General features: G+C 30.5%; 24 protein-coding genes and 1 riboswitch. Of the genes, 20 read left to right on the forward strand and 4 right to left on the reverse strand.

Annotation, left to right across the window (positions count from 1 at the left end):
• The first annotated feature begins 275 nt into the window (after positions 1–275).
• The 9 genes from BN3657_RS04845 to gltX all read left to right on the forward strand — a co-directional run bounded on the left by BN3657_RS04845 (position 276) and on the right by gltX (position 9,165).
• Complete coding sequence (locus tag BN3657_RS04845; protein ID WP_062551992.1) at positions 276–1,283, forward strand: CPBP family intramembrane glutamic endopeptidase; 1,008 nt, start codon at positions 276–278, stop codon at positions 1,281–1,283.
• Between the two features lie 91 nt (positions 1,284–1,374).
• Positions 1,375–1,755 (forward strand): GntR family transcriptional regulator, encoded by a 381-nt coding sequence (locus BN3657_RS04850; RefSeq protein WP_062551993.1) that lies wholly within the window; start codon positions 1,375–1,377, stop codon positions 1,753–1,755.
• Positions 1,752–2,591, forward strand: a complete 840-nt coding sequence (locus tag BN3657_RS04855) for an ABC transporter ATP-binding protein (RefSeq protein WP_062551994.1) — start codon at positions 1,752–1,754, stop codon at positions 2,589–2,591. Before BN3657_RS04850 ends, BN3657_RS04855 begins: the two co-directional genes overlap by 4 nt.
• Positions 2,588–3,193, forward strand: a complete 606-nt coding sequence (locus tag BN3657_RS04860; RefSeq protein WP_062551995.1) for a hypothetical protein — start codon at positions 2,588–2,590, stop codon at positions 3,191–3,193. Before BN3657_RS04855 ends, BN3657_RS04860 begins: the two co-directional genes overlap by 4 nt.
• Positions 3,190–3,798, forward strand: a complete 609-nt coding sequence (locus BN3657_RS04865) for an ABC-2 transporter permease (protein WP_074017844.1) — start codon at positions 3,190–3,192, stop codon at positions 3,796–3,798. Before BN3657_RS04860 ends, BN3657_RS04865 begins: the two co-directional genes overlap by 4 nt.
• A 4-nt stretch (positions 3,799–3,802) precedes the next feature.
• Positions 3,803–4,441 (forward strand): ABC-2 transporter permease, encoded by a 639-nt coding sequence (locus BN3657_RS04870; protein WP_062551996.1) that lies wholly within the window; start codon positions 3,803–3,805, stop codon positions 4,439–4,441.
• 144 nt (positions 4,442–4,585) lie between these two features.
• Positions 4,586–5,911 carry an NCS2 family permease gene (locus BN3657_RS04875; RefSeq protein WP_062551997.1) on the forward strand — a complete coding sequence of 442 codons (1,326 nt, stop codon included), beginning with the start codon at positions 4,586–4,588 and terminating at the stop codon, positions 5,909–5,911.
• A 198-nt stretch (positions 5,912–6,109) separates the two neighbouring features.
• Positions 6,110–7,672 (forward strand): S-layer homology domain-containing protein, encoded by a 1,563-nt coding sequence (locus BN3657_RS04880; protein WP_062551998.1) that lies wholly within the window; start codon positions 6,110–6,112, stop codon positions 7,670–7,672.
• A gap of 17 nt (positions 7,673–7,689) precedes the next feature.
• Entirely contained in the window at positions 7,690–9,165 is a 1,476-nt protein-coding gene (gene gltX / locus BN3657_RS04885; RefSeq protein WP_062551999.1) for a glutamate--tRNA ligase, read from the forward strand.
• 860 nt (positions 9,166–10,025) lie between these two features.
• On the opposite strand, the gene BN3657_RS04900 is transcribed toward gltX, so the two are convergent.
• The 4 genes from BN3657_RS04900 to BN3657_RS04915 all read right to left on the reverse strand — a co-directional run bounded on the left by BN3657_RS04900 (position 10,026) and on the right by BN3657_RS04915 (position 14,323).
• Positions 10,026–11,033, reverse strand: a complete 1,008-nt coding sequence (locus tag BN3657_RS04900) for a polysaccharide deacetylase family protein (protein ID WP_062552002.1) — start codon at positions 11,031–11,033, stop codon at positions 10,026–10,028.
• A 64-nt stretch (positions 11,034–11,097) separates the two neighbouring features.
• On the reverse strand, positions 11,098–13,101 hold the full coding sequence (locus tag BN3657_RS04905; protein WP_062552003.1) for a YcdB/YcdC domain-containing protein: 2,004 nt from the start codon (positions 13,099–13,101) through the stop codon (positions 11,098–11,100).
• A gap of 71 nt (positions 13,102–13,172) precedes the next feature.
• Positions 13,173–13,382 (reverse strand): DUF1858 domain-containing protein, encoded by a 210-nt coding sequence (locus BN3657_RS04910; protein ID WP_062552004.1) that lies wholly within the window; start codon positions 13,380–13,382, stop codon positions 13,173–13,175.
• A gap of 32 nt (positions 13,383–13,414) precedes the next feature.
• On the reverse strand, positions 13,415–14,323 hold the full coding sequence (locus BN3657_RS04915) for a hypothetical protein (RefSeq protein ID WP_062552005.1): 909 nt from the start codon (positions 14,321–14,323) through the stop codon (positions 13,415–13,417).
• 88 nt (positions 14,324–14,411) lie between these two features.
• Between BN3657_RS04915 and BN3657_RS04920 the strand changes: the two genes are divergently transcribed.
• The 11 genes from BN3657_RS04920 to ftsH all read left to right on the forward strand — a co-directional run bounded on the left by BN3657_RS04920 (position 14,412) and on the right by ftsH (position 24,300).
• On the forward strand, positions 14,412–15,365 hold the full coding sequence (locus BN3657_RS04920; RefSeq protein WP_062552006.1) for an AEC family transporter: 954 nt from the start codon (positions 14,412–14,414) through the stop codon (positions 15,363–15,365).
• 45 nt (positions 15,366–15,410) lie between these two features.
• A riboswitch (SAM riboswitch) is annotated at positions 15,411–15,503 on the forward strand.
• Between the two features lie 129 nt (positions 15,504–15,632).
• Positions 15,633–16,805, forward strand: coding sequence for a methionine adenosyltransferase (metK, locus tag BN3657_RS04925; protein WP_062552007.1), 1,173 nt, complete (start codon positions 15,633–15,635; stop codon positions 16,803–16,805).
• Between the two features lie 126 nt (positions 16,806–16,931).
• Positions 16,932–17,888, forward strand: coding sequence for a diaminopimelate epimerase (locus tag BN3657_RS04930; RefSeq protein ID WP_019137972.1), 957 nt, complete (start codon positions 16,932–16,934; stop codon positions 17,886–17,888).
• A gap of 106 nt (positions 17,889–17,994) precedes the next feature.
• Positions 17,995–18,912, forward strand: a complete 918-nt coding sequence (locus tag BN3657_RS04935) for an SAM-dependent methyltransferase (protein WP_062552008.1) — start codon at positions 17,995–17,997, stop codon at positions 18,910–18,912.
• 140 nt (positions 18,913–19,052) lie between these two features.
• Positions 19,053–19,331: an HU family DNA-binding protein gene (locus BN3657_RS04940; RefSeq protein WP_005957971.1), complete on the forward strand. Its 279-nt coding sequence runs from the start codon at positions 19,053–19,055 to the stop codon at positions 19,329–19,331.
• Between the two features lie 97 nt (positions 19,332–19,428).
• The gene (locus BN3657_RS04945) at positions 19,429–19,671 is read left to right on the forward strand and encodes an RNA-binding S4 domain-containing protein (protein ID WP_062552009.1); all 243 of its coding nucleotides are present in this window, start codon (positions 19,429–19,431) and stop codon (positions 19,669–19,671) included.
• A gap of 36 nt (positions 19,672–19,707) precedes the next feature.
• A complete protein-coding gene (locus BN3657_RS04950) occupies positions 19,708–20,034 on the forward strand; it encodes an FtsB family cell division protein (protein ID WP_019137975.1) in 327 nt (108 codons plus the stop codon).
• A 20-nt stretch (positions 20,035–20,054) separates the two neighbouring features.
• Positions 20,055–20,432: a S1 RNA-binding domain-containing protein gene (locus BN3657_RS04955; protein WP_019137976.1), complete on the forward strand. Its 378-nt coding sequence runs from the start codon at positions 20,055–20,057 to the stop codon at positions 20,430–20,432.
• Between the two features lie 49 nt (positions 20,433–20,481).
• Positions 20,482–21,816 carry a tRNA lysidine(34) synthetase TilS gene (gene tilS / locus BN3657_RS04960; protein ID WP_062552010.1) on the forward strand — a complete coding sequence of 445 codons (1,335 nt, stop codon included), beginning with the start codon at positions 20,482–20,484 and terminating at the stop codon, positions 21,814–21,816.
• Positions 21,803–22,345: a hypoxanthine phosphoribosyltransferase gene (gene hpt / locus BN3657_RS04965; RefSeq protein ID WP_062552011.1), complete on the forward strand. Its 543-nt coding sequence runs from the start codon at positions 21,803–21,805 to the stop codon at positions 22,343–22,345. Before tilS ends, hpt begins: the two co-directional genes overlap by 14 nt.
• 5 nt (positions 22,346–22,350) lie before the next feature.
• Positions 22,351–24,300, forward strand: coding sequence for an ATP-dependent zinc metalloprotease FtsH (gene ftsH / locus BN3657_RS04970; protein ID WP_062552012.1), 1,950 nt, complete (start codon positions 22,351–22,353; stop codon positions 24,298–24,300).
• Positions 24,301–24,303 lie beyond the last annotated feature (3 nt).

Below are 24,303 nucleotides of genomic sequence, written 5' to 3' on the forward strand. Positions count from 1 at the left end.
TACCTCTTAAAATAAAACTGAATTAAAAACTAAAGAATTGTGATACTTATAAATATTTTATAAAGTAAATATATCACTATTAAAAACAATAATCAACTGAATATTGAACAATAGTAAACTTAAAAATTTTTAACTTGTTAGAAAATCATTTACTAATCTTTTAAGTTTTAGCTTGTTTTATTTTTATAAAAATCTTGACAAAAATATTTGTTGGGGCTATAGTGTAAATATAAAGTATATACACTTAAAAATAAATTAAGGAGTTAAAGAAATTTATGAAAAGAGATTTAAAAATTTTTATTGGCATATCATTTATAATTCCCTACTTAATGGGATTTGCTATTTATTACTGCAAATTACACGACATAAGCATAAGTATTTATCCCTTATTTCAAATGTTTATTCCATTTTTAGCTGTAGTAGCCTTGTTATACAAAGAAGACAAAAGCATTTTAAAAGTTTTTCCATTTAAAATTTATATCTTTACAAGTATTGTTGTGTTTTTGTTTGCTATATTAAATATTTTTTATCCCAACTTTGATAATTTTTCAGATACGATAATTTTAATGTCTGCTATTGCAATGATCATAGCTATTTCAACTATGGATAAGGACCTTAAAAAGAAATTATCTCTAGACAATCCAAATAAAAAGATGACAATTCTCATGTGTTTAATTTTTATTTTTATATATTTTTTAAGATTATTTATTTTGTACGTTTTGGGAGGAGAAACAAGAGAATTTATAAAAGTTTTTAATCTTAATAAATTAAAAATTTTTATTTCCATTATTATTTTCTCATTTTTAAATATTATGCCATTCATTGGAGAAGAATATGGTTGGAGGGCATATTTAGCACCAAGGCTAAAAGAAATTTATGGTGTAAAGAAATCTATTCTACTAACAGGTTTTATTTGGGGAATATGGCACTTACCTCTTAATTTATTTTATTATTCAGATGGAGTTTTGACATCACAGATTTATTCAGTACTTGTACAACTTGTATTTTGCACATTTTTGGGAATATTTTTAACCTATGCATATAATAGGACAAAATCAATTTGGGCTCCAGTTATGATTCACTTTTTAAATAATAATCTTGCCTTATTATTGGTTACAGATATTTCTAATGATATTTTTTCTGGGCAACATTATGAATTTAAAGATTCCTTGTTTACAGTCTTGAGCTCAATTATATTATTTGGAATTTTCATATTTTCAAAGTATATAAAGGATGAAGAACTTTGGCAAAAATCTGTATATGAGAAAATTAAGGAGTCTTAATTATTTTGTGCTCTTTATAAAAGCATTTAAAGTATCAAATATAAGCATTTTTTAAAATAAAAAAACTATATACACTTAAAGGTGGTGTGATATGAAAATTATTATTTCCAATGATTCTGGTCTTCCAATTTATGAGCAGATAAAAAATCAAATCAAGGCTCAGATCGTTGCAGGGGACCTAGAGGCAGATGAAGGACTTCCTGGCATGAGGACTCTTGCCAGCGACCTAAAGGTCTCTGTCATTACAACAAAACGTGCCTACAATGACTTGGAACAAGAGGGATATATTTATTCAATGCCAGGAAAGGGTTCCTTTGTAAAAAAATTAAATGAAGAAGTTGTAAGAGAAAATGCCCTGGCAAAAATAGAAAAGCATTTTACTGACGCAATTACTGTTGCCAAGGCTAGTGGCATTGAAATTGAAGAATTGCAAGAAATTTTAAAGACATTAGATGAAGTGGGTGACTTATGAAAGTGATAGAAATAAAAAATTTGAGAAAAGAATTTAAGGACTTTGAAATTAATATAGAAAATTTAGAAATTCCTGAGGGTGCAGTCATTGGACTAATTGGCGAGAATGGTGCAGGAAAGACAACTCTCTTAAAATGTATTTTGGATTTATACAAATATGATGGCGACATAAAAGTTTTTGGAGAAGATATCCACAAGGAATCTTTTGAAAAAATTGGGGCAGTGATAACTGACTCCTTCTTCAACGATACTTTTAAGATAAAAGATGTTGTTGATATTTTAAAAGTTGCTTACAGAAACTTTGATGAAGAAATGTTTTATGACTGCGCGGATAAATTTAAAATGCCAAGGGACAAAAAATTAAATGAACTCTCTACAGGAAATTTGATGAAGTTAAAAATTATCTCTGCAATTTGTCACAATCCAGATCTCTTGATCTTTGATGAGCCAACTTCAGGTCTTGACCCTGTTATTCGTGATGAAATCATAGGCTTTCTCTTTGACTATATGAGAGATGGGGAAGGGACAATTTTATTTTCATCACACATCTTGTCCGACATAGAAAAAATTGCCGATTACATTGTTTATATCCACGATGGTAAAGTTATTTTGTACGACGAAAAGGACTCTCTAATAGAAAAATATGGAATTTTAAAGACATCAGAAGAAAACTTAGAAAAATATGGAGATTTTATCTTAAAGACAAGAAAAAACAAATACTCAACTGAAGCTCTCGTAAAAAATATTGGGGTTTTCAAAGAATTTTATCCAAATGAAGTTGTGGATAGGGCAAATGTGGAGGACATCATGATATTTTTATCAAGAGGTGGACAATGAAAGCAGTATTAATAAATGAGTGGAAAATATTTAAGTATTATTTTTTAGCATCAATACTAGGATTGGCATTAATACTCTTAATTTTTATGAATAATAGGGGAGGAGACAACAGACTTATTATCTACTGCGTTGGCATTGTTTCTTATACATTAAGAGGTCAAATTATCTTTGGAGATAAGTATAATGATATGGGTAAGTTCCTAACAATGCCAGTTTCTATTAATGACTATTCACTTGGGAAAATCTTAAGAAATATAATGGTCTATATAATAACATCAATAGCATTTTTTATTTCTGTAGTAATTTTTAAAGAAAACATTACAATGGAAATTATAAAGAGATATATATTTTATTTTTTAGCAATTGATTTTAGCTTAATGAGCATTTTCCATATATTTTTTTCAAAATATAAAAAATCTTATATTTTTATAATTTATACATTATCTGTTTTATTAGTGGGGATGCCATTGCTTAGATACACAAAGTATCTTTTGAATTACAAAATAATTTTTATAATTCTTTCCATAGTCTTACCAGTAATTTCAGTTTTTATGGATTATAAATTCTCATCAAAACTTTTAAAGGAGGATGAGATAGTATGAAAGCAGTTTTATATAATGACTTTAAAGTTGTAAAAAAGCTTGCCCTTCCATTTGTGTTTTTTATTGGGGCAATTCTTCTTTTAAGTTTTGTAATTACAGGGAAAAATTCTGAGCAATTTTTTATGCAATGGGCATTTATTATGATCTTTACCTTGAGGACACAAGTGCTCTTTGGAGATAACTTCAAAGATTTTCAAAAGTTTATGACAATGCCAAGCTCTTTGGAAGATTACTCTCTTGCCAAGATAATAAAAAATCTAATAATATTTATTCTTACTACAATTGTATTTTTAATAGGGCTAATTACTAGTGGTGACGAAGACAGGCTTATGTTAAATATGTATGTCAACCTACTAATAGCCTTGGACTTTTTCGCCTTTAGCCTAAGTCACCTTATTTTTACAAAATACAAAAAGGGATTAGTGGCATTATTATACGGCTTAATGATTGTAGGTTTGGGTTTAATTTTTGGCTTAACCTACATGACAAATTATGACGTTTTAATTAATTACAGACCTGCCTTTATTATAGGTTCATTAATAATTTGCATCTTGTCCTTTAAGTTAGACTATAAATTGTCAACAAAATATTTGAATAAGAGGTGATAGGATGAAAATTCTTTTAAAAAATGATTTTAAAATTAGAAAAAAATTTATCATCGCTTATTTCATATTTATATTAATGATATTTTCCTTAAAGACCATAGGACTTATGTCAGAGGAATATAGCTTTTTCACAAACAAATCCTTCGTCCTAGTTTACCTATCAGCTATCCTAATTCACTTTGTATTATATGTAATAACTAGTGAAGGTATGATGATTGACAAGAGCAAACCATACTTTCTAACTCTTGGTGTATCAAGGCGTGACATAATAAATGTAAAATTTTTGAAGATTGCAATAATATTTATTATAGATGGGCTTTTAATGGCTTACATCTTGCAAAATTTTAAATTGCGTGGCGAGGAATTTGAATTTGGACTCTTCATTTCACTATTTATGATGTCCTACTACATTATAAACATTCCAATATATCTTTACTTTGGACAAAATAGTGGTGTGGGAACAATATTTACAAGTTCGCCTGCCTTGCTTCCATTTTTAGATAAACTTGGAAAGAATCCCTCTGGCTTTTTCCTAGGCATAATAAAGAAGACAAGTTCTCTTAAATTAATTTTATTTTTACTTGCCTTTCTTATAACAATTTATGTTATCTCAAGAATAATAGGAGAGAGAAAAGATTATTAAGAGAGAAAGACTTTTGAAGCCGAACTTCAAGAGTCTTTTTTGATTTAAAATTATATTTTAAAGGAAAAATTCATCATCTTCCTGCCATTTGCCTCCCAATGTGATAGAATAAAAAATGAATTTATATTATATGAGGAGGAAAAAATGGAAACAAATTCAAGTTTTTTAGAAAAGACTTTTTCTCTCAATGAGAGAAAGACAAATGCCAAGACAGAATTTTTGGCAGGACTTACAACTTTTATGACAATGTCATATATTTTAGTTGTAAATCCAAATATGTTATCTGAAACTGGAATGGACAAGGGTGGAGTTTTCACTGCGACTATTGTATCTTCAATCATTGCAATGATTTTTATGGGATTATTTGCAAACTTGCCCTTCGCACTTTCAGCAGGAATGGGACTTAATGCTTTTTTCACTTACACAGTAGTACTCTCCATGGGTCACGATTGGTCCTATGCACTTACTGCAGTATTTTTAGAAGGTCTTATCTTTATAGTGATGAGCTTTTTCAACATTCGTGAGGCAATATTTACATCAATACCAATGTCACTAAAAAATGCAGTTTCAGTTGGGATTGGACTTTTTATAACCCTAGTGGGACTTATTTCAGCAGGAGTTATAGTTGATAATGACGCAACTCTTATTGCTCTTGGAGATATTGCATCAAGACCATCTCTTGTATTTATTGTGTCACTTATGGTTATGGCACTTCTTACAGCAAAAAATGTAAAAGGAGCTCTTTTATATGGAATTATAACAGGAACTGTTCTTGCACTTATTTTGGGAGTTAGTAACTTACCTGGAGGAATGCTTTTCTCTCTTCCACCATCACTTGCACCTGTTGCCTTTAAACTTCACTGGGGAGATTTATTTACCTTTGACATGTTTTCTGTTATGTTTACATTTTTATTTGTAGACTTATTTGACACAGTGGGAACTTTAACTGGAGTTGCAACTAAGGCAGATTTAATTGACGAAGATGGAAACTTGCCAGGAGTTGGTCGTGCCCTTTTATCTGATGCCGTTGGTACAGTTGTGGGAGCACTTCTTGGTACATCAACTGTAACAACTTTTGTTGAATCAGCTTCAGGTGTAGCAGACGGAGGAAGAACTGGACTTACATCACTATCATGTGCCTTCTTTTTCTTTTTATCACTATTTTTATTCCCAATTTTTTCAATTGTGCCAGCACAAGCAACATCAGCTGCTCTTGTAATGGTAGGACTTTTTATGATTAGTCCAATTAATCAAATAAAATTAGATGATTATACAGAATCTGTGCCAGCCTTTTTGACAATGGTAACAATGCCCTTTGCTTATTCTATTGCAGAAGGTATTTCTGTTGGAATGATCTCTTATGTTATTTTAAAAGTGGCAACTGGACGTGCAAAAGAAGTTTCTCCAGTAATGTACATCTTAGCTATTATCTTTACACTTAGATATTTAAGACCACTTTTGCCATTTTAACAAAAAGTATTTTTTAGGACTTTAGTGATTTATAAATTGCTAAAGTCTTTCTTATTTTAAAATTAACTGAAGAAATGTATAAAATTTTTTGATTATTAAATATATTTTAAATCTACTTGAATTAATTTTAAAATACTCGTTTATTGAATTGTTTTGACCCCTTTAGTATAATTATATTTATATTAAGGGGGCGTTTTTATGAAAAAAATGTTTTTATACATAGTTATGGCTTTTACACTTTTTGTAAATGTTTTTGCTGCTGAGGACATACAAGTTGTTTTGGAACAGCCAGGCATTTCTCAGGTAAAAAGTGGTGACACGCTAAAATACAATTTAATAGTAAATTTGCCAGAAAATTATAGGGAAAAGTATTCTTCTTTTTCTGTAACTCTTTTACTTGACAAATCTCTTGATTTAAAACAAACTAAACTAATTGACGACAAAGAAGTTGCTGGCAAGTTAGACGTGAGAGAAACTTCCATAAAGGGAAAAGATCAAAGCATAGTAACTATTAATGCCAATGATCTTTCTGTAATAGGAGATAACAAGTTAGACCTAGAGATAACAACAAGGGTAAAAAATGATGTTGGTTCAAGTTCCAACTTAAAAAATTCCTTCGTCTTATCCTATGTTGACAGAGAAGGCGACACAAAGAGCGACCAAAAAAATCTTGAGTCCTCAACAAAAACTCAAAATGGAGTTTTGACAATTAAAGATGTTTATGAAGGATCAAGTGAAATTGAAGGTAATACAGAAAAAAATGCTGATCTAAATCTTGCCATTGATAAAAAATTAATTGCAAGCACTAAAGCAGATAAGGATGGCAATTTTAAATTTGAAGGACTAGATTTAAAAGAAGGGGCCTATCTTAGAATAGCTGCCAAGACGAAGGATAAGGAAGCTGAGCTTGATTATATTGTAAAGGCAAAAGTCGAAGAAAAGAAATCTACAGAACTTGTAAATGAAAATAATGATGAACTTGAACTTTATAGTACAATAAAAACTCTCGAAAAATTAACAGATTATGTAGATTTTGCAAAAAATCTTTCTACTGCCAAAGCAGGTCTTCAAAATGAAAGAAGAATTCGTGCTGCCATTGCATCAGCAGAATATGTCGTTGTTAAAAGTGAAGTTTCAACTGATGAAATAAATGATTCTCTTGAAGAATTGCAAAAGTCTATTGAAGTCATAAGACTTCCATATATGGCAGGCATATCAAAGGATAAATTCGCTCCAAATCAAAAAATAACAAGGGCAGAAGCTGCTTCTGTTTTAAAAAGAATAATCGACGACAAGGCCATTGCCAATGACAAGTCCTCTTTTAGAGATTTAAAAGAAGGTCAATGGTTTTACGACAATATTGTATTTATTGAAAAAGAAGGATTAATTTCTGGTTATAAAGATGGAACTTTTAAACCAAACAATCCAATGACTAGGGCACAATTTGCCAGCATGATGGCAAATTATCTAAAGCTCAATGAAGGCAACAATCCAATAGAGTTTAAGGATGTAAAGGATAATTATTGGGCAAAAGATGCAATAAATACTCTTTCCAGTCACGGTATTATGGTTGGAAAATCTAAAAATGAATTTAAACCAAATGAGAATATAACAAGGGCAGAAGCTGCCACAATATTTAATAAAGTGTTAGATAGAAAGATAAATAAATCTTTCTTAGATAAATATTCAAAGAACCCATTTAAAGATTTAAAGAGAAATCACTGGGCTTATTATCAAGTTATAGAAATTACTGCTAAGTAAATAGAAAGGAAGAAGAAATGTCAGATATTAAAGTAAGATTTGCACCATCACCAACAGGATACCTACACATTGGAGGTTTGAGAACTGCTCTATACAATTACTTGTTTGCAAAGAAAAATGATGGCAAATTTGTTTTGAGAATTGAGGATACAGATAGAACTAGATATGTTGAAGGTGCCATAGAAAACTTAATTGAATCCCTTGAATGGGCAGGCATAACTCATGACGAAGGTGTCGTTGTAAAAGATGGAAAGCTAACTGAAGTAGGCGAATGTGGACCTTATATCCAATCAGAAAGACTAGACATATATAAAAAATATGTAGAAAAATTAATAGAAGATGGACACGCTTATTACTGCTTCTGTTCCAAGGAAAGATTAGATAATCTTCGTGAAGAACAAAGAATTAAGGGAAAAGTTCCTAAATACGACGGACTTTGCCGTGGAATTCCTCTTGAAGAAGCTAAAAAAAGAGTTGCAGCAGGAGAAGATTATGTTGTAAGACTAAAGCTTCCTAAGAACAAGGATATCACTTTTAACGACGCAGTTCGTGGAAAAGTTACAATAAATACAGATGAAATTGACGATCAAGTTTTAATGAAATCAGATGGTTTTCCAACTTACCACATGGCTGTAATTGTGGATGACCACCTAATGGGCATCACTCACATTGTAAGGGGAGAAGAATGGCTTCCATCAACTCCAAAGCACGTTTATCTTTATGAATGTCTTGGTTGGGAAGCTCCAGAATTTGTTCACCTTCCAACAGTATTAAATAAGGACAGGAAAAAACTTTCAAAAAGACAAGGAGATGTTTCAGTAGAAGACTTTAGAAAAAGAGGATATCTACCTGAAGGAATTGTAAATTATCTTGCTCTTGTTGGTTGGTCACCAGAAGATGGAGAAGAAATTATGAATTTAGATGAATTAGTGGAAAAATTTTCCTTTGATAGAGTTGGAAAATCTGGTGGAATATTTGACACAGATAAATTAAACTGGGTTAACTCTCACTACATGAAATCTTATGACTTAGAAAAACTTTCAGAACTTTCAATTCCCTTTGTGACTGAATCAGGACTATTGAGTGAAGAAGAAATTAAGAATAACTTTGAATGGTACAAGATCTTAATTGATACAGTAAGAGAAGCTTGCGACAAGTTAGAAGACATTCCTAAGCACATTGACTTCTTATTTGGCGATATTGAAATCACAGAAGATGCCGCAAAAGAAGAATTAGGGCAAGAACATGTAAAGGGACTTCTTGAATCCTTTATTAAAATTGTAGAATCTCATGATGAAATAGATATGGAAACTGCCAAGGGACTAATGAAAGAAGTTCAAAAGGATTCTGGAGTAAAAGGAAAAAAACTTTACATGCCAGTGAGAGCAGCAATCTCAGGAAATGTTCACGGACCAGAAATGCAAAACATTCTTTATCTTTTAGGAAAAGATAAATTAATTGAAAGAGCAGAAAAAATTAAAAATTCACTTTAATTAAAAGAATAGGACTAATCTTTATGACTAGTCCTATTTTTATTTTATAAACTATAATAGTATTATAAGAAACTTTTGGGTGGTGATATAGTTGACAACAAATATTAAAAAGTTTTTACAGGTAATCCTATGGCAGTATCCTAAAAGATCTAATATAATTTATAGGATTTTAATTCATGCCTTTTTAATTTTTTTAAGCATGGGTTGGGCTTATATTTTTATTAATAATATAAATATTACTTTTATTAAAATTTGTCTTATTATCTATACTTATCTTAGTTTTTTATCTTTTTTACCCAGCCTATTTATCCTTGGAAGTCTAGATGAGAAAAGTGGAAAGTTTTTATTTATTGTCTTTATATTATTTTCTTATATACTGGCTTTTGTCAGCTTATTTATTTTAATCTACTTAATAAAAAAGGACTTAGTTTAATTTAGATAAAATTTAATTATGTAAAAAAATAAGAGGGGAGATAAGTAAATCTTCCCTCTTTAAATTTGCCATAAAAACAAAACTAAAACTATTCTTTAAAAGAATTATACAATTTAGAAACTTCAACAATAATAAGTATTCCAATAATTATGGAAATTATTTGTGTGATTAAAATTATAATATGGAATAAGCTAAAAATAGAAAATCTAAAATTGTAAAATATACTTAATTCTTTTGCACTAATACCAAGATAATTTATTAATAAATACCAATCAGGAAAAATTGAAAACTTTTCATAGATTAATCCAAAACTATTTACAAATAACAAGTAATAGAAACACAAAAATCCGATTTTAATTATTTTGTTTTTTTTAATCATTTGAAATCAGTCCTCTTATTTTTATGAAGCTCTTGTATAAGCTTGAAATTATTTTAAAATTCCAAACTCGTAGCCTCTGTCCCTAAAGTATTTTATAACTTCTGATAGGGAGTCGGCTGTTAATTGTTTGTTTCTTGCGTCGTGAGCTAGGACAACGGCAATCTTTGTATTTTTATTTTTGTTAAGACTGTGATCAAGATATGCAATTTGTCCTTCTGTAGTAGTTGGTCTTACAGATTTTTTCTCAGCATCTCCAACAAGACAGTTCCAGTCAATCCAATTAATATATCTTGATTCTAGGTAAGAATTGGAAGCTTCTGTGTTGTTCCAAGACATTTCTCCACCAGGATATCTAAAAACCTTAGAGTGAAAATCTTCGCCTAAAATATTTTGAAGTCTTTCGTTGGTTTTTTCTATTTCTCCATAAACTCTATCAGCATTTACATATCTTCCTGGGTAAATATATTCGTAATCGTGGGAGAAAGAGTGAGTTGCAATTGAATTTCCATTTGCAAGTATTTCTCTAACACGACCCGCAGTCTTATCTCCAATAGATTTGCCAACTAAAAAGAAAGTTGCACGAGCATTTTCTTTTTTTAGGGTATCCAAAATTTGTGGAGTAATGAGATTATTTGGTCCATCATCAAAAGTCAAGAATACAATTTTTTTCTCGCCCTTGTAGTTGTTGTGGCGAGTGTATTCTCTTATTTTTTTTGCATCATAGGCGTATTTGTCAACTTTTTTCAAGTGGTTTGAACCTTTTACAATGAATTCATCTTCCATTTTAGTGATTTTATCTAAGGCAACATTGGAGATGTATTCTTTGTCGTAGAAAATAGTTTTTGGTCTATCTTTATAAATTTCATTTGTGTAGTACCACATAAGAGCAGGGGAAACCTCGTCCTTTGGTTTCTTTATTGCAGAAAAAATCTTAGAAAATATAAAAATTATTATTATTGCAAAAATTGTAATAGATATTATTTGTCTTTTTCTTTTTTTCCTTCTGGCTCTCTGTTTTCTTATTTTTTTTCTTCTTTCATAGTCTGATTGGGTCATAAAAAACCTCCCACTGACAATATACATCAGTGGGAGGCAAGATGCAATTACAAAAGAATTACAATTACTTTATTGAATTGTAGATAATGTATAAAACATCTTCAAGACTTGGTTCTTCATCTGGATTTATTTCACTATCAATGTAGCCAAAGCCTCTTGCCACTATATAATAATTTTCATAGTCACCTAAAGACTTTTGATTTTTAAATAAATTATCTTTAAAAATATTTTTTGCTCGTGTAAATTTTTCAAGATCATTATTTATAACTAAGGATTTTATGACATCTTTTTCAGTGATGTTTTTATTTTTTAAATTTGCATAATCAATGCCAAATCTTGATTTATAATAAGAATCCTTTCCAAAATCTACACTTATTAAGGAATAAAATTCTTTGTAAGTTACTTTGTCAGATAAATTTTTTCCAATTAATCCAATTTCCATTTCTTTTAAAGAATTTAATATTTCTTTATTTTTTGCCTTATCAAAGTCTTTGTAATTAATTTGTTCTTTGAAATTAACTATTTCGCCAAAGGAGTCTCTCAAAATTTTATCTTTTCCAATTATAGGTTCAATTCTTTTGATAGATCCATATAAAAGTCTTGGACCATTTTCAGAAATTTCATATTTCAAGCCAAAGTTTTTAGAATTTAGATAAATTTTATTTGCTTCTTCCTTTGTCATTTTAAGATCTTCAGCTTTTGAAAAATCCTCTTCAGAAAATTGTCTGTCATAAGATGTCACGACTTTTTCATCATTTACAAAAATTCTAAGACCTTCATCTATTACAGGAATATTATTTACATATCTGGGGAAGAAAATATTTGTACCTAGATCTGATTTTTCAACTGTGATTTTTTCAAAATTCAATTCACTTTTGTCGCCATATTTTTCAAGGAAGTCCTTTGCTATTTTTATAGCTTCATCTTCACTTAGCTTATTTTTATAATCTTTTTTATCAGACCAGATATCTAGATTCATTAGTTTTAAATCTTTTGCATTTAAGACAATTTGACCAGAATTTTTTGACTTTTCAAGAGCCATCCTATAGTAATAATTATCGTCATCAGAGTAAAGTGAAATATTTTCTATTTTATAATCTTTTCCGACAATTTCATAAGCCTTCTTCTTTGCATCTTTTTTTGATGCAAGATCTTTAAGTCCGTCAATTTTTTTGATTTCAGTTTCAGTTAGACTTGCAGTATCCATTGCCATTGCTTCTTCAGCCTTTGCAAAAGGCATGAGGTTCATATCAGTTTTTTCTTTGACGATTTCTCCAGTTTTTGCGTCAATATCGGCTACTTTTGTGTGATAAACTTTTTTGACACTTTCATCTCTTTCGTTGACTTTATAAGAGAGAATTAGGGGAGATTTTTCTAAAAATATTTTTTCTGCTTCTTCCAAACTTAATTTATTATCCTTTTTAAAATCAGTATCCTTTAAAAAAGAATAGGCATAGGGATTTGCAGCTAGAGAATTTATATCTCGGACTTCACCAGATTGTGAATCAATACTTACAATTATAAGAGTATCGGCAAGAGGAATTTCATTTATAACTCTTTGATAACTTATATTTATGTCCTTACTTCCTTTTAAAACAGAATAATCAGATAAGACATATTTTTTGTCAAAATCTTTTATCACTTGTTTTAACAGTTTTTCAGCGGTTTTTTGTGCTTCATCTTTGGATATAGTTTTTTTATCATTTTCTTCTTCATTTGTCCATTTTGAATATGAAAGAAATTCTCCGTCACTGTTAAAAGAAATATCAATTCCACCAAGCTTATCATCATGCCAACTGTACATTTCAACATATTTTCCTTTGACAAGCTTATTTAAATATTTACTTCCAGTGTCGCTACTAATTGGTTCCTTTGAAATGGTAAAAGATTTATAATCGCCTCTTATATTAAAAATGTTTTTTATTTTTTCAACTTTTTCCTTTTCCTTTGCACTAACTTCCACAGAAGTAGCATCATCATTCATAATATTATTACTTTTTTCACTTGCATAAGTAGGAGATAAAAGTAATAAAGCCGAAGTGGCAATAATTAAATTTTTATATTTCATAATAAGCTCCTTTAAATTAAATTTATGTAAAAAAAGAAGAGGTATTGCTACCCCTTCAAAATTAGCTTAAATTAAGCTTCTGCTTCTTCCTTGCTATCTTTATTTAGTGCAGCTACAAGCATATTTGGATCTATACCATGAACCATAGCAGCTTCTTCTAGAGATTCCATTTGAGAAGAAGGACACATTATACATCCCATTCCAAAGCTCATAAGAGTGCCAATTGATTCAGGTTTTTTTGAAAGAATTTCTCCTATTAACATATCTTTTTTAATTTCCATCTTTAACACCTCCATAATTAATATACCCAAAATTATTTATATTTAAAAGATGAGTATTTAATAAAATTATCCTTATTATTTGCTCCTAAACTAATTTCAAATTCTTCTGTAGAATCAAAGCCCTTTGAAGTCAAAGTTTTTGCAACTTCAAATTTTCCTTCATAAGGAAAGACTTCAGTTTTTTCAGCTTGTTTTATTTGTATATAAGGTTTGTAAGTGAATTTTCCATTATATTTAGTAGATTTTGGCAATACTTCAACAATATTTTCTGATTTGACATAAGTTGATTCTGCAATAAGTTGTCCTTCATTTGTTGTTGCAAGTACGTCGTTTTTAATATTATCAAGAAATTGTGAAATGTCAAGAATAGGATTCTTTAAAATGTAGAGTTCCTTGCTTTCATAATCAGCTGCGTAGTCCACAATTTTTACGTCTACTTGATTTTTTACAAGAGAAAGACCTGGTATTGATTTGGAAGACAATAAAACTGAATTATTTTCTTCATCAAAATTAACATCAAAACCAATTGTTCTTCCTAGTTCTCTAAGTTGGAAATAATTGTAACCATCAATTGTGTAAACTTTAAAAGAATGTCTAACACCATTTACAAAAACATTGTGAGATGATTTTTTCACTTCACTCTTACTATCTTTTAGTGGCACTAAATCTTCATCAGTCTTTTTATAATCAGACTTACTTGTTATCATTACAGCAGATCTGTCATTGTCATAAGAAACATTAAATTCTGCATCTTTTCCATCTAAAAGTGCTGCAATATCTCTTAACTTAAAATAGTTGTTGTCATTAATGTTATATCCCTTAACTTCAGTGTCCTTTCCATCTAAAACTACACTTTGGCTAGAAACTTTTGCATTTGCAAAAACATTTACACTTGTAAATAAAACAAGTGATGAAAGTGCAATACCTATTATTTTTTTCATAATATGACCTCCTATGACTATATTGTATTTAAAAATATAGCCCTCGACAAGCCCAAATATTTAACCTATAATTTAATATGGTGATTTTATGGAAAACTTACTTATGGGTTTTAATATTGTATCTCCCGTTTTTATAGTTTTGCTCCTTGGTTATTTTGCAAAACAAAAAGGATACATAGATAGCAACTTTGTTGATAAGGGAACTTGGATAGTATTTTACATGGCATTGCCCTTTAAATTATTTTATGACATAAAAAATGCAAGGATAGAGTCTTTACATCCAAAGTACGTTCTCTACATTGTATTAGGAGTTATTTTTATAATAATAATTGCACTATTAATTGCAAAAGCCTTGAGTATTGAGGACAAGAAAAAGTTATCGGCCTTTGTCCACTGTGCTTATAGGTCAAATTTTGTCTATGTTGGATTTCCAATTTTAGATATAATCTACAATGGTGCACCTTCAATGGAGCACATGATAGTTATAGTTTCCTTTGGTCTTACACTTTATAATATTTCTGCAATTGTACTTCTCACTTATTATAGTGAGGCAGAAGATAAAAGTATTTCTGTAAAAGATATACTTATAAAAATAATAAAAAATCCAATGATTGTTGGTGTAGTTTTTGGAGCAATTTTTAACTTCCTTAATATTCCAGTTTATCAAGGAGTTGACAAGGCAATAGAAATGGTGGCAAAGATTTCGACCCCAATGTCACTTATTTTAATTGGAGCAAGCCTTAACTTTGAGAGTTCAAAGAGTGACTTCAAGCTCATGTTTATATCAGCTTTTATAAAAACTGTTTTAGCACCACTTATATTGATACCAATTGGCATTAAACTTGGTTTTACAAATATGGAATTGGGAATAGCTTATGTATTTTGGGCAACACCTTGTGCCGCAAATTGTTTTATATTTACAAAGCAAATGAAGTCTGATTATGAATTTGCCTCAAAAGTAATAACTCTAAGTTTTATTATGAGTGTAATTACTTATCCAGTGGGCATATCTTTTATGAATTATTTTAACTTATTGCACTAATATTATTTAAGTGCTATAATCAAAATTACAAATGAAAATTATAATACCTTATTGAGAGTGGTGGAGTGAATGGGCACTGTGAAACCCGGCAACCTAGTTGGTGCTAAATCCCACAGATTTTTATCTGGAAGATGAGGTTTAATGGTCCTCACTTTTTGCGTGAGGATTTTTTTATGAATTAAAAATTTAAAAAACTTATACATTAAAAGAAAAATAATAAATTCATACATTAAATCTAGGTATTTAAAATGGAGGAAGGAAAGAAAAATGAAAAAATGGCAATTTAGTTCAGAGTCCGTTACAGAAGGACATCCTGACAAAGTTTGCGACCAAATATCTGATGCAATCTTAGATAAGATTTTGGCAGAAGATAAAAATGCAAGAGTGGCTTGCGAAACTATGGCATCCACTGGAATGATAGTTATAACTGGAGAAATATCAACAGAAACTTATGTTGATTTTGAAAAAACAGCAAGAGAAGTATTAGAAGATATTGGATACAACAGAGCAAAATATGGTTTTGACGGAAGAACTTGTGCAGTTTTATCTGCAATAAAGGAACAATCTTCTGATATAGCTATGGGCGTTGACAGATTTAAGGAAGAAGGAGTAGACGAACTAGATTCTTTTGGAGCAGGCGACCAAGGAATTATGTTTGGTTTTGCTTGCAATGAAACAGAAGAATTAATGCCACTTCCTATTTCACTTGCTCACAAACTTTCAAGACGACTTACTCAAGTGAGAAAAGATGGAACTCTTGATTATTTAAGACCAGATGGAAAAACTCAAGTTACAGTAGAATATGAAGAAGATAAACCTGTAAGACTTAAAAATGTTGTAGTTTCATCACAGCATGCTCCAGATGTTTCCATGGAAAAAATCAGAGAAGACATTATAAGAGAAGTTGTTGAAAAAGTTGTGCCAAAAGATTTAATTGATGCCGATACAGAATTTTTCATAAATCCAACTGGAAGATTTGTAATTGGTGGACCAATGGCAGATGCAGGACTTACTGGTAGAAAAATTATAGTTGACACTTACGGCGGATTTGGAAGACATGGAGGCGGAGCTTTTTCAGGAAAAGATCCAACTAAGGTTGATAGATCTGGAGCATATTACGCAAGATATATTGCAAAAAATCTTGTTGCAGCAGGGCTTGCTGACAAGGTAGAAATTGGACTTGCCTATGCAATTGGTATTGCTAGACCAACTTCAGTTTACGTAGAAACTTTTGGCACTGGAAAACTATCTGATGAAGAAATCGAAAAAATTATTATGGAAAACTTCGACATGAGACCAGCTGCTATTATTAGGGATCTTGATTTATTAAGACCAATTTATAGACAAACTGCTTCTTACGGTCACTTTGGTAGAAATGATTTGGATCTTCCTTGGGAAAAAACAGATAGGGCAGAAGAACTTAAAAAATATTTAAAATAAAAATTAATAGATTTTCTTGTGTTAAAAAATAAATTTAGGGTAACAAATAAATAGTGCTAAAAAATACTAACTTAGTATGGTATACTTATATGGTAGATTTATTTTAGAGTCGAGAAGAGGATGATTATGAAGAAAAGTTTTAATTATTTTAGAGCAAACCCTTGTGGAAATATAACAGGTTTTGTAGTAGCGCCAGTTTATCCAGGATATAGAAAAGCCTACACAGACTGTATAATGGAACAAATAGATAAAGACGTTGAGCAAGTTGGATTTATTTCTCCTGCTTATGAAGGTGCACCACTAAGAATGGACATGATGGGTGGAGAATTCTGTGCCAACGCAACAAGAGCTTACGGACTTTATTCTGCAGGATTTTATGACACAGATGGACTTGTTGATATAGAAGTTTATGTAAGTGGTCACGAAGGAACTACAGATGTAATTGCAGATGTGAAAAATCAAAAAGCTTACGTTGCTCTAGATGCTCCACTTGATAAAAAAAGTGTAGAAATTGACGGCAAAGATTACACTCTTATTAAATTACATGGAATTAGCCACTTAATTGTTGAAGCGAAAGAAGACAAAGAATTCGTGGATAAGGCACTTGAAATTCTTAAAAAAGACTATAAGGATGAAGCTTACGGTGTAATTTTCTTTGATAAAGAAAAATTAGAAATGATTCCTTATGTTTATGTAGAAGGTTCAGAAACTTTATTTAGAGAAGGATCTTGTGGATCAGGAACTGTTGCAGTTGTCGATTATCTTGAAGACGACATTGAAAAGTTAGATGAAGATTACAAGATTTCTATAAAAAACCCAGCAGGAGAACTTGAAGTTTTTGTTTATGAATTTGAAGACGGCAAAAAATTCTGTGTTGGTGGAAAAGTTGAACTTTCTGAAGTTGAAAAGAAATCCATAGAAATTCCTAAGGAAGTTGCCTTAGAAGTCATTGCTGAACACGACAAAATCGTTGAAGAAAGAAAAAAAGAAATGGCTAAAGAAGAAGCTGAAAAGCCAGTTGATGAAAGTGAATTAACTGACGAAGAGCTTAAAATAATGAGAGAAAAATTTGGATTTGATTAATTAAATGATTATTAAAATTGAGGGGGCAACCCCTCTTTTTTTGTTTTTAAAATAAAAATAAAAAAATTTTAGAATTTATGTGTATAATGTTAGAAGGTGATCGAAAATGATAAATGTTGTTGGACTTGGTTCCACTTCTTCTAGAGATTTAACTCTGGAAGCAGTAAAAATTATGAAAAATGGAAATAAAAATTTTTTAAGAACTGATAGGCATGAGTCCCTTTCATTTTTTAAAGAAAATAATATATCCTATGAATCTTTCGACTATTTATATGATAAAATGGAAAGCTTTGACGAAGTTTACAAGAAGATTGTAGAAATATTGTTAGAAAAGTCAAAAAGTGAAGATATAAATTATTTTGTGCCAGGAACTCCCTTAGTTGCTGAAAAAACTGTAAAGATCTTGCTTGAAAGTAAGAGTGAAATAAATATAGTAAATGGAATTTCTTTTATAGAACCAGTTCTCGCAGCTGTTGGACGAGATGCAGTAGATGGTTTATTATTTTTAGATTTTGATGCAAATATTTTTGACTTTGACACAAGACGTGACACTTTAATTACTCAAGTTTATAACAAGAGAATAGCATCAGATTTATCTTTATCCCTTCAAGAAGTTTATAAAGAGGAGGATTTGGCATATGTCATAACCAATGCTGGTCTTGATGATGAAATAGTAAGAGAAGTTGAAATTTATAAATTGCCAAGATTTGATGACTACAACCATCAATCTTGTATTTACATTCCAAGAACAGATGGAAAAAATATGCCACTTATTTTTGATAAACTTTCAAATATTTTGGAAGAAAAAGATATTTATCTAGATGAGGAAAATTTTGCAAAGATAAAAGATTTAATTATAGAAAAATCACAAGACTTATCTATGGACTATGAAAGCGAAAATGATCTTTTGATCTTATCTTTTATCTTGCTATTTTTAAAAGATAGAGATGGTTTAGTTGATTTTCGTCAAATCTATGAGGAAATATACAAAAAATTGGATAAAATAGCGATTTTTTTAAAATAAATGTAGAAAATAAAGCTGACATAGGTTATAATTGTAACAGTCTTAGGTTATAGCTAAGTTTTCCTAGTGAAATCACAAGGGCAAATTAGTTTTTAAACCAAGAAAAAAGAATAAAGAAAATTCTTCAAGGAGGATATAAAATGAACAAATCAGAATTAGTAGCAAGTATTGCTGAAAAATCAGGTCTTACTAAAAAAGACGCTGAACAAGCTTTAAACGGATTTATTTCTTCAGTTCAAGAAGCTCTTGCAGATGGAGAAAAAGTTCAATTAGTTGGATTCGGAACTTTCGAAGTTAGACAAAGAAAAGCTAGAGAAGGAAGAAACCCTAGAAATCCAGAAGAAGTTATTAAGATTCCTGCATCTAAAGCACCAGTTTTCAGATCAGGTAAAGCTCTTAAAGAAGCTGTTAATAAGTAAGAAAAGAGAAGGCAAGGCCTTCTTTTTTTATGCTCAAATTTCTTCAAAGTATTGAAATTTTCTTATTTATTTGATATATTCTTTAGTGGAGAGAATTATGAGATTAGATAAATTTTTAAAAAATTCAAGACTTATAAAAAGAAGAACTGTTGCCAAAGAAGCCTGTGAAAAAGGACTTGTCAAAATTAATGACAAGATTGCAAAACCATCAGACTCTGTAAATGTTGATGATATTTTGACTTTGAAACTTGGAGAAAGGGAAGTCAGTGTCAAGGTTAAGGACATATCTGATGTAAATAGCAAAAAGGATGCAGAGACTCTTTACGATAGAATAAATTAGTTTTAGATAGATTTTGAATTTAATGGGAGAGTTTTTATGAAAGTAAAACAAAGAAGATTTCCTTTGGCACTTGCCCTAATTATTATAGGAACTGTTCTTTTTGGATCAGTTAAAATAGGCAAGTCCATATCACTTAGAAATCAAAAACTTGAGATTATTTCTGCTAATAATAGAGAAATTTCTAATTTAAAACTTGAGATTGATAATTTAAATTCAGAACTTGAGAATTCTTCATCTACTGATTTTATTGAAAAGGTAGCAAGAGAAGAGTTAGGCATGGTGAAACCTAGAGAGGTTATCTATGTTGATAAGAATAAAGATAAGACTGTAAATACTGATATAAATACTGATAAGGGTATTTAAATAAAATTTAGGAGGAAATTATGGATTTATCGCCAGGCGATATAGTTGAAGGTGTAGTTACTAAGGTTGCAAAATTTGGTGCCTTTGTTGACTTAGAAGATGGCAAAAGTGGTCTAGTACATATTTCTGAAATTGCGGATACTTTTGTAAAAGACATTAATAACCACGTTAAAGAAGGTGACGAGGTTAAGGTCAAGGTTCTTAGCATAGATGAAAAAGGTAAAATTGCTCTTTCCATGAAGGATGCAGTTGAGAAAAAAGAAGAGCCTCAAGATGAAAAAGTTGATGAGAGATTTGAAGATTTATTGAGCAAGTTCCTAAAGGAAAGCAATACAAAGCTTGATGAAGCTAGAGCAAGATATAATCAAAAGACAAAGAAGAAAAATTCTAGAAATTAGTAAGTGGTGACTATCTTTTGATAGTTCTACCACTTTTTTTATTTTAGTTATGGATAAGTTATTTTACGAAAATTTAAGAAAATTAAATATAATAAAAAAGTCTGATAAACTCACTCTTGCTGTATCTGGTGGGGCTGATTCAATGTATCTCTTTTATAATTTTATGGACCTAAGAGAGGATTGGAATCTTGATATAGTTGTTTGTCATCTAAATCATGGCATAAGAGAAACGGCAAAAAGAGATGAGGAATTTGTCAAAAAAGTTTGCAGCGATTATAAAGTTAAGTATTTTACTAAAACTGTTAATATGAATGATTATGCAAGAGAAAACAAATTATCATCTGAAGAAGCTGGAAGAATTTTGAGATATGAATTTTTTAGGGAAAATTCTAAAAATAGAAAAATTTTAACTGCCCACAATGCCAATGATAGAGTTGAAACTGTTCTTTTTAATATAATTAGAGGGACAGGCTTGAGAGGACTTTCTGGAATTTCTGGGGTAAATGAAGATATTTATAGACCTCTTATAAATATAAAGAGAAGTGAAATTGAAGCTTATCTTCATGAAAATAATTTAAAATATTTCGACGATGAAACAAACTTTGAAGAAATTTATACTAGAAATAAAATCAGACTTGGTCTAATTCCTTATTTAGAAAAATTTAATCCAGATATAATAAATTCTATTTTAAGATTGTCTGAAAATGTTGAAGAAGCAGATAATTTTATTGGGAAGATTATAGAAGAAAATTACTATAAGTGTCAGGAAGATAATTTTTTAATAGTTAGTGAAATTAAAAGTCTCGACAAATTCTTAGCCTGTGAGTTGATAAAAAAATACCTTGAAGAAAATTTTTACAAGGAAAATATTTTATCAAGGACAAATATTTTGGGGATTTATGATTTGTGTCTTGGAGAAAGTGGAAGAGAAATTCATTTAGGAAAAAATATCACTGCCAGAAGGTCCTATGACAAGATTTTTCTTGAAAAAGCTAAAGACAAAAAAGTTATGAAAAATAAGGATCTAAATCTGGGAGAAAATATAACAGATTTTGGAGAAATTATTTTAAGAAAAGATGACTTAGAAAGTCCACATGACTCCTTTATAAAAGTAATAGACTGTGATAAAATTAAAGGTAATCTTTACGTGAGAAAAAGACTTCCAGGAGATAAATTTAAGGCTCTTGGAATGAAAAACAATAAAAAGTTAAAGGACTATTTTATTGACAGAAAAGTGGACAGGCTTTTAAGAGATGAGATAGGTCTTATATGTGATGATGAGAAAATTATCTATGTAATGGGTATGGATATTTCAGAAGATGTAAAGATAGATAAAAATACTTTAAATAAACTCGTTTTGGAGGTTAATAATGTCAGAAATTAAAGAAGTTCTTTATTCTGAAGAGGAATTAAAAAGTAAGGTTAAAGAACTTGGTGAAAGAATAACTGAAGATTATAAGGACAAAAACTTATTCTTACTTGGAATCCTAAAGGGTTGTGTTCCCTTTATGGCAGATATAATGAGAAGTATTGACTTAGACCTTGAATATGATTTTATGGATGTTTCAAGTTACCAAGGCACAAGATCCATGGGAGAAGTTAGAATTCTAAAGGACATATCTACTTCTATAGTGGGAAAAGATATTTTAATTGTCGAAGATATTATAGACACTGGAATAACTCTTTCTTATTTGACTAAAGTTTTGAAATCAAGAGGGGCAAATTCTATTGAAATTGTGACTATGCTTTCTAAACCAAGCAGAAGAAAAGTTGATCTTCCAGTAAAATACAATGGATTTGAAATTGATGACCATTTTGTAATTGGTTATGGAATGGACTATGACGAAAGATTCAGAGCTCTTCCTTACATTGGAATACTAGATGAATCAGTCTATTCTAATAGTGAGGAGTGATATTATTGAATAAAAAATTTGGAGGAGCGGGATTTTATATAGTACTGATCTTAGTGCTAATATTATCAATTAGATTTTTTGGCCCGCCTGCAAATGTTGTGGAAGAAAAATCTTTCACTGAATTTGTATCAGAACTTGAAAAAGACAATGTAAAAAGTGTAAGTTTGCAAAATGGAGTTGACTCCGTTGCAAGCGTAAAATTAAAAAATGACGATTCTTTTAAAACAGTAATTCCACAAGAAGCTGCTGATAGTTTTTATAAAGATTACTTAAAAGAAAAATCTGATGCTGGAAAGATAAATGTAGTATCAAGTCAAACAAAACAAACTTCATTTTTAGTTGAATGGATTCCAACACTACTTATGTTTGGATTTTTGATTTTCTTCTGGTATAGGATGATGCAACAAGCTGGTGGAGGAGGAAAAATGAACTCCTTTGGCAAGAGCAAGGCAAAATTAATAAACAAAGAAGATGGCAAAAATCTTGTTAAATTTAATGATGTTGCAGGTCTTGAAGAAGAAAAAGAAGAATTGGGAGAAATTGTAGATTTCTTAAAAAATCCTAAAAAGTTTATTAACATGGGAGCAAGAATACCAAAGGGTGTTCTTTTAGTAGGCCCTCCAGGAACTGGTAAGACTTACCTTTCAAAGGCAGTTGCTGGAGAAGCTGGAGTACCTTTCTTTATAATGAGTGGGTCTGATTTTGTTGAAATGTTTGTTGGTGTCGGCGCATCAAGAGTAAGAGATTTATTTGAATCAGCTAAGAAGAACGCACCTTGTATAATTTTCATTGACGAAATTGACGCAGTGGGAAGAAAAAGAGGAGCTGGACTTGGTGGTGGACACGATGAAAGAGAACAAACGCTTAACCAACTTCTTGTAGAAATGGATGGTTTTGGAACTAACGAAGGCGTAATAGTAATGGCTGCAACAAATAGAGCAGACATACTTGACCCAGCTATATTAAGGCCAGGCAGATTTGACAGAACTGTTTATGTTGGAAAGCCAGATGTTCGTGCTAGAAAGGCAATTCTAGAAATTCACTCAAGAGGCAAAAAACTTGCTGATGATGTAAATCTTGAAGTAATTGCAAAAAGAACTCCAGGTTTTACTCCTGCAGATCTTGAAAACTTAATGAATGAATCAGCCTTACTTGCAGCAAGACGTGGCGAAAGTGCAATAACAATGGAAGATGTTGACGAAGCATCCATAAAAGTGCAAGCAGGTCCTGCAAAAAAATCTCGTGTAGTTTCAGAAAAAGAAAGAAAACTCACAGCAGTACACGAGTCAGGTCACGCAATTGTATCGAGATTACTTCCAGAAGAAGATCCAGTGCACATGATTACAATTATCCCAAGAGGAATGGCTGGAGGATTTACAGCTTATCTACCTGAAGATGAAATTTCCTTTATGACAAAGAAAAAGATGGAAGCATCAATAATTTCACTTCTTGGAGGAAGAGTTGCTGAGTCCCTAGTACTTGATGACATCTCAACAGGAGCATCAAATGACATAGAAAGAGCAACAAAAATTGCAAGAGCTATGGTAACTCACTATGGCATGAGTGAAAAATTGGGAACAATAAACTATGACTCATCTGAAAATGAAGTTTTCATTGGTCGTGACTTAGGTCGTTCAAGAGATTATTCTGAAAGAACTGCAGCTGAAATTGACGATGAAGTTACAAGAATAATTAATGAAGCCTATGCTAGATGTAAAGAGCTATTAAGTGAAAACCTAGATAAATTACTTGCTCTATCAGATGCACTTTTAGAAAAAGAAACAATCTATTCTAAGGACTTTGAAAAGATTTTTAATGGTGAGAAACTTGATGAAGAATCAATAGATATAAGTGCCTCAATAAATGAAGAAGATCTTTCAGAAGAAGCAAAAGAACTTATCCATGGTAAGGATAAAGAAGAAAAAGAAGATACAAAAGAGTCTGAAGAAAATTAAAAA

The sequence above is a fragment of the Peptoniphilus phoceensis genome, assembly GCF_001517665.2.
In the GTDB taxonomy this organism is placed as follows: Bacteria; Bacillota; Clostridia; order Tissierellales; family Peptoniphilaceae; genus Peptoniphilus_A; species Peptoniphilus_A timonensis.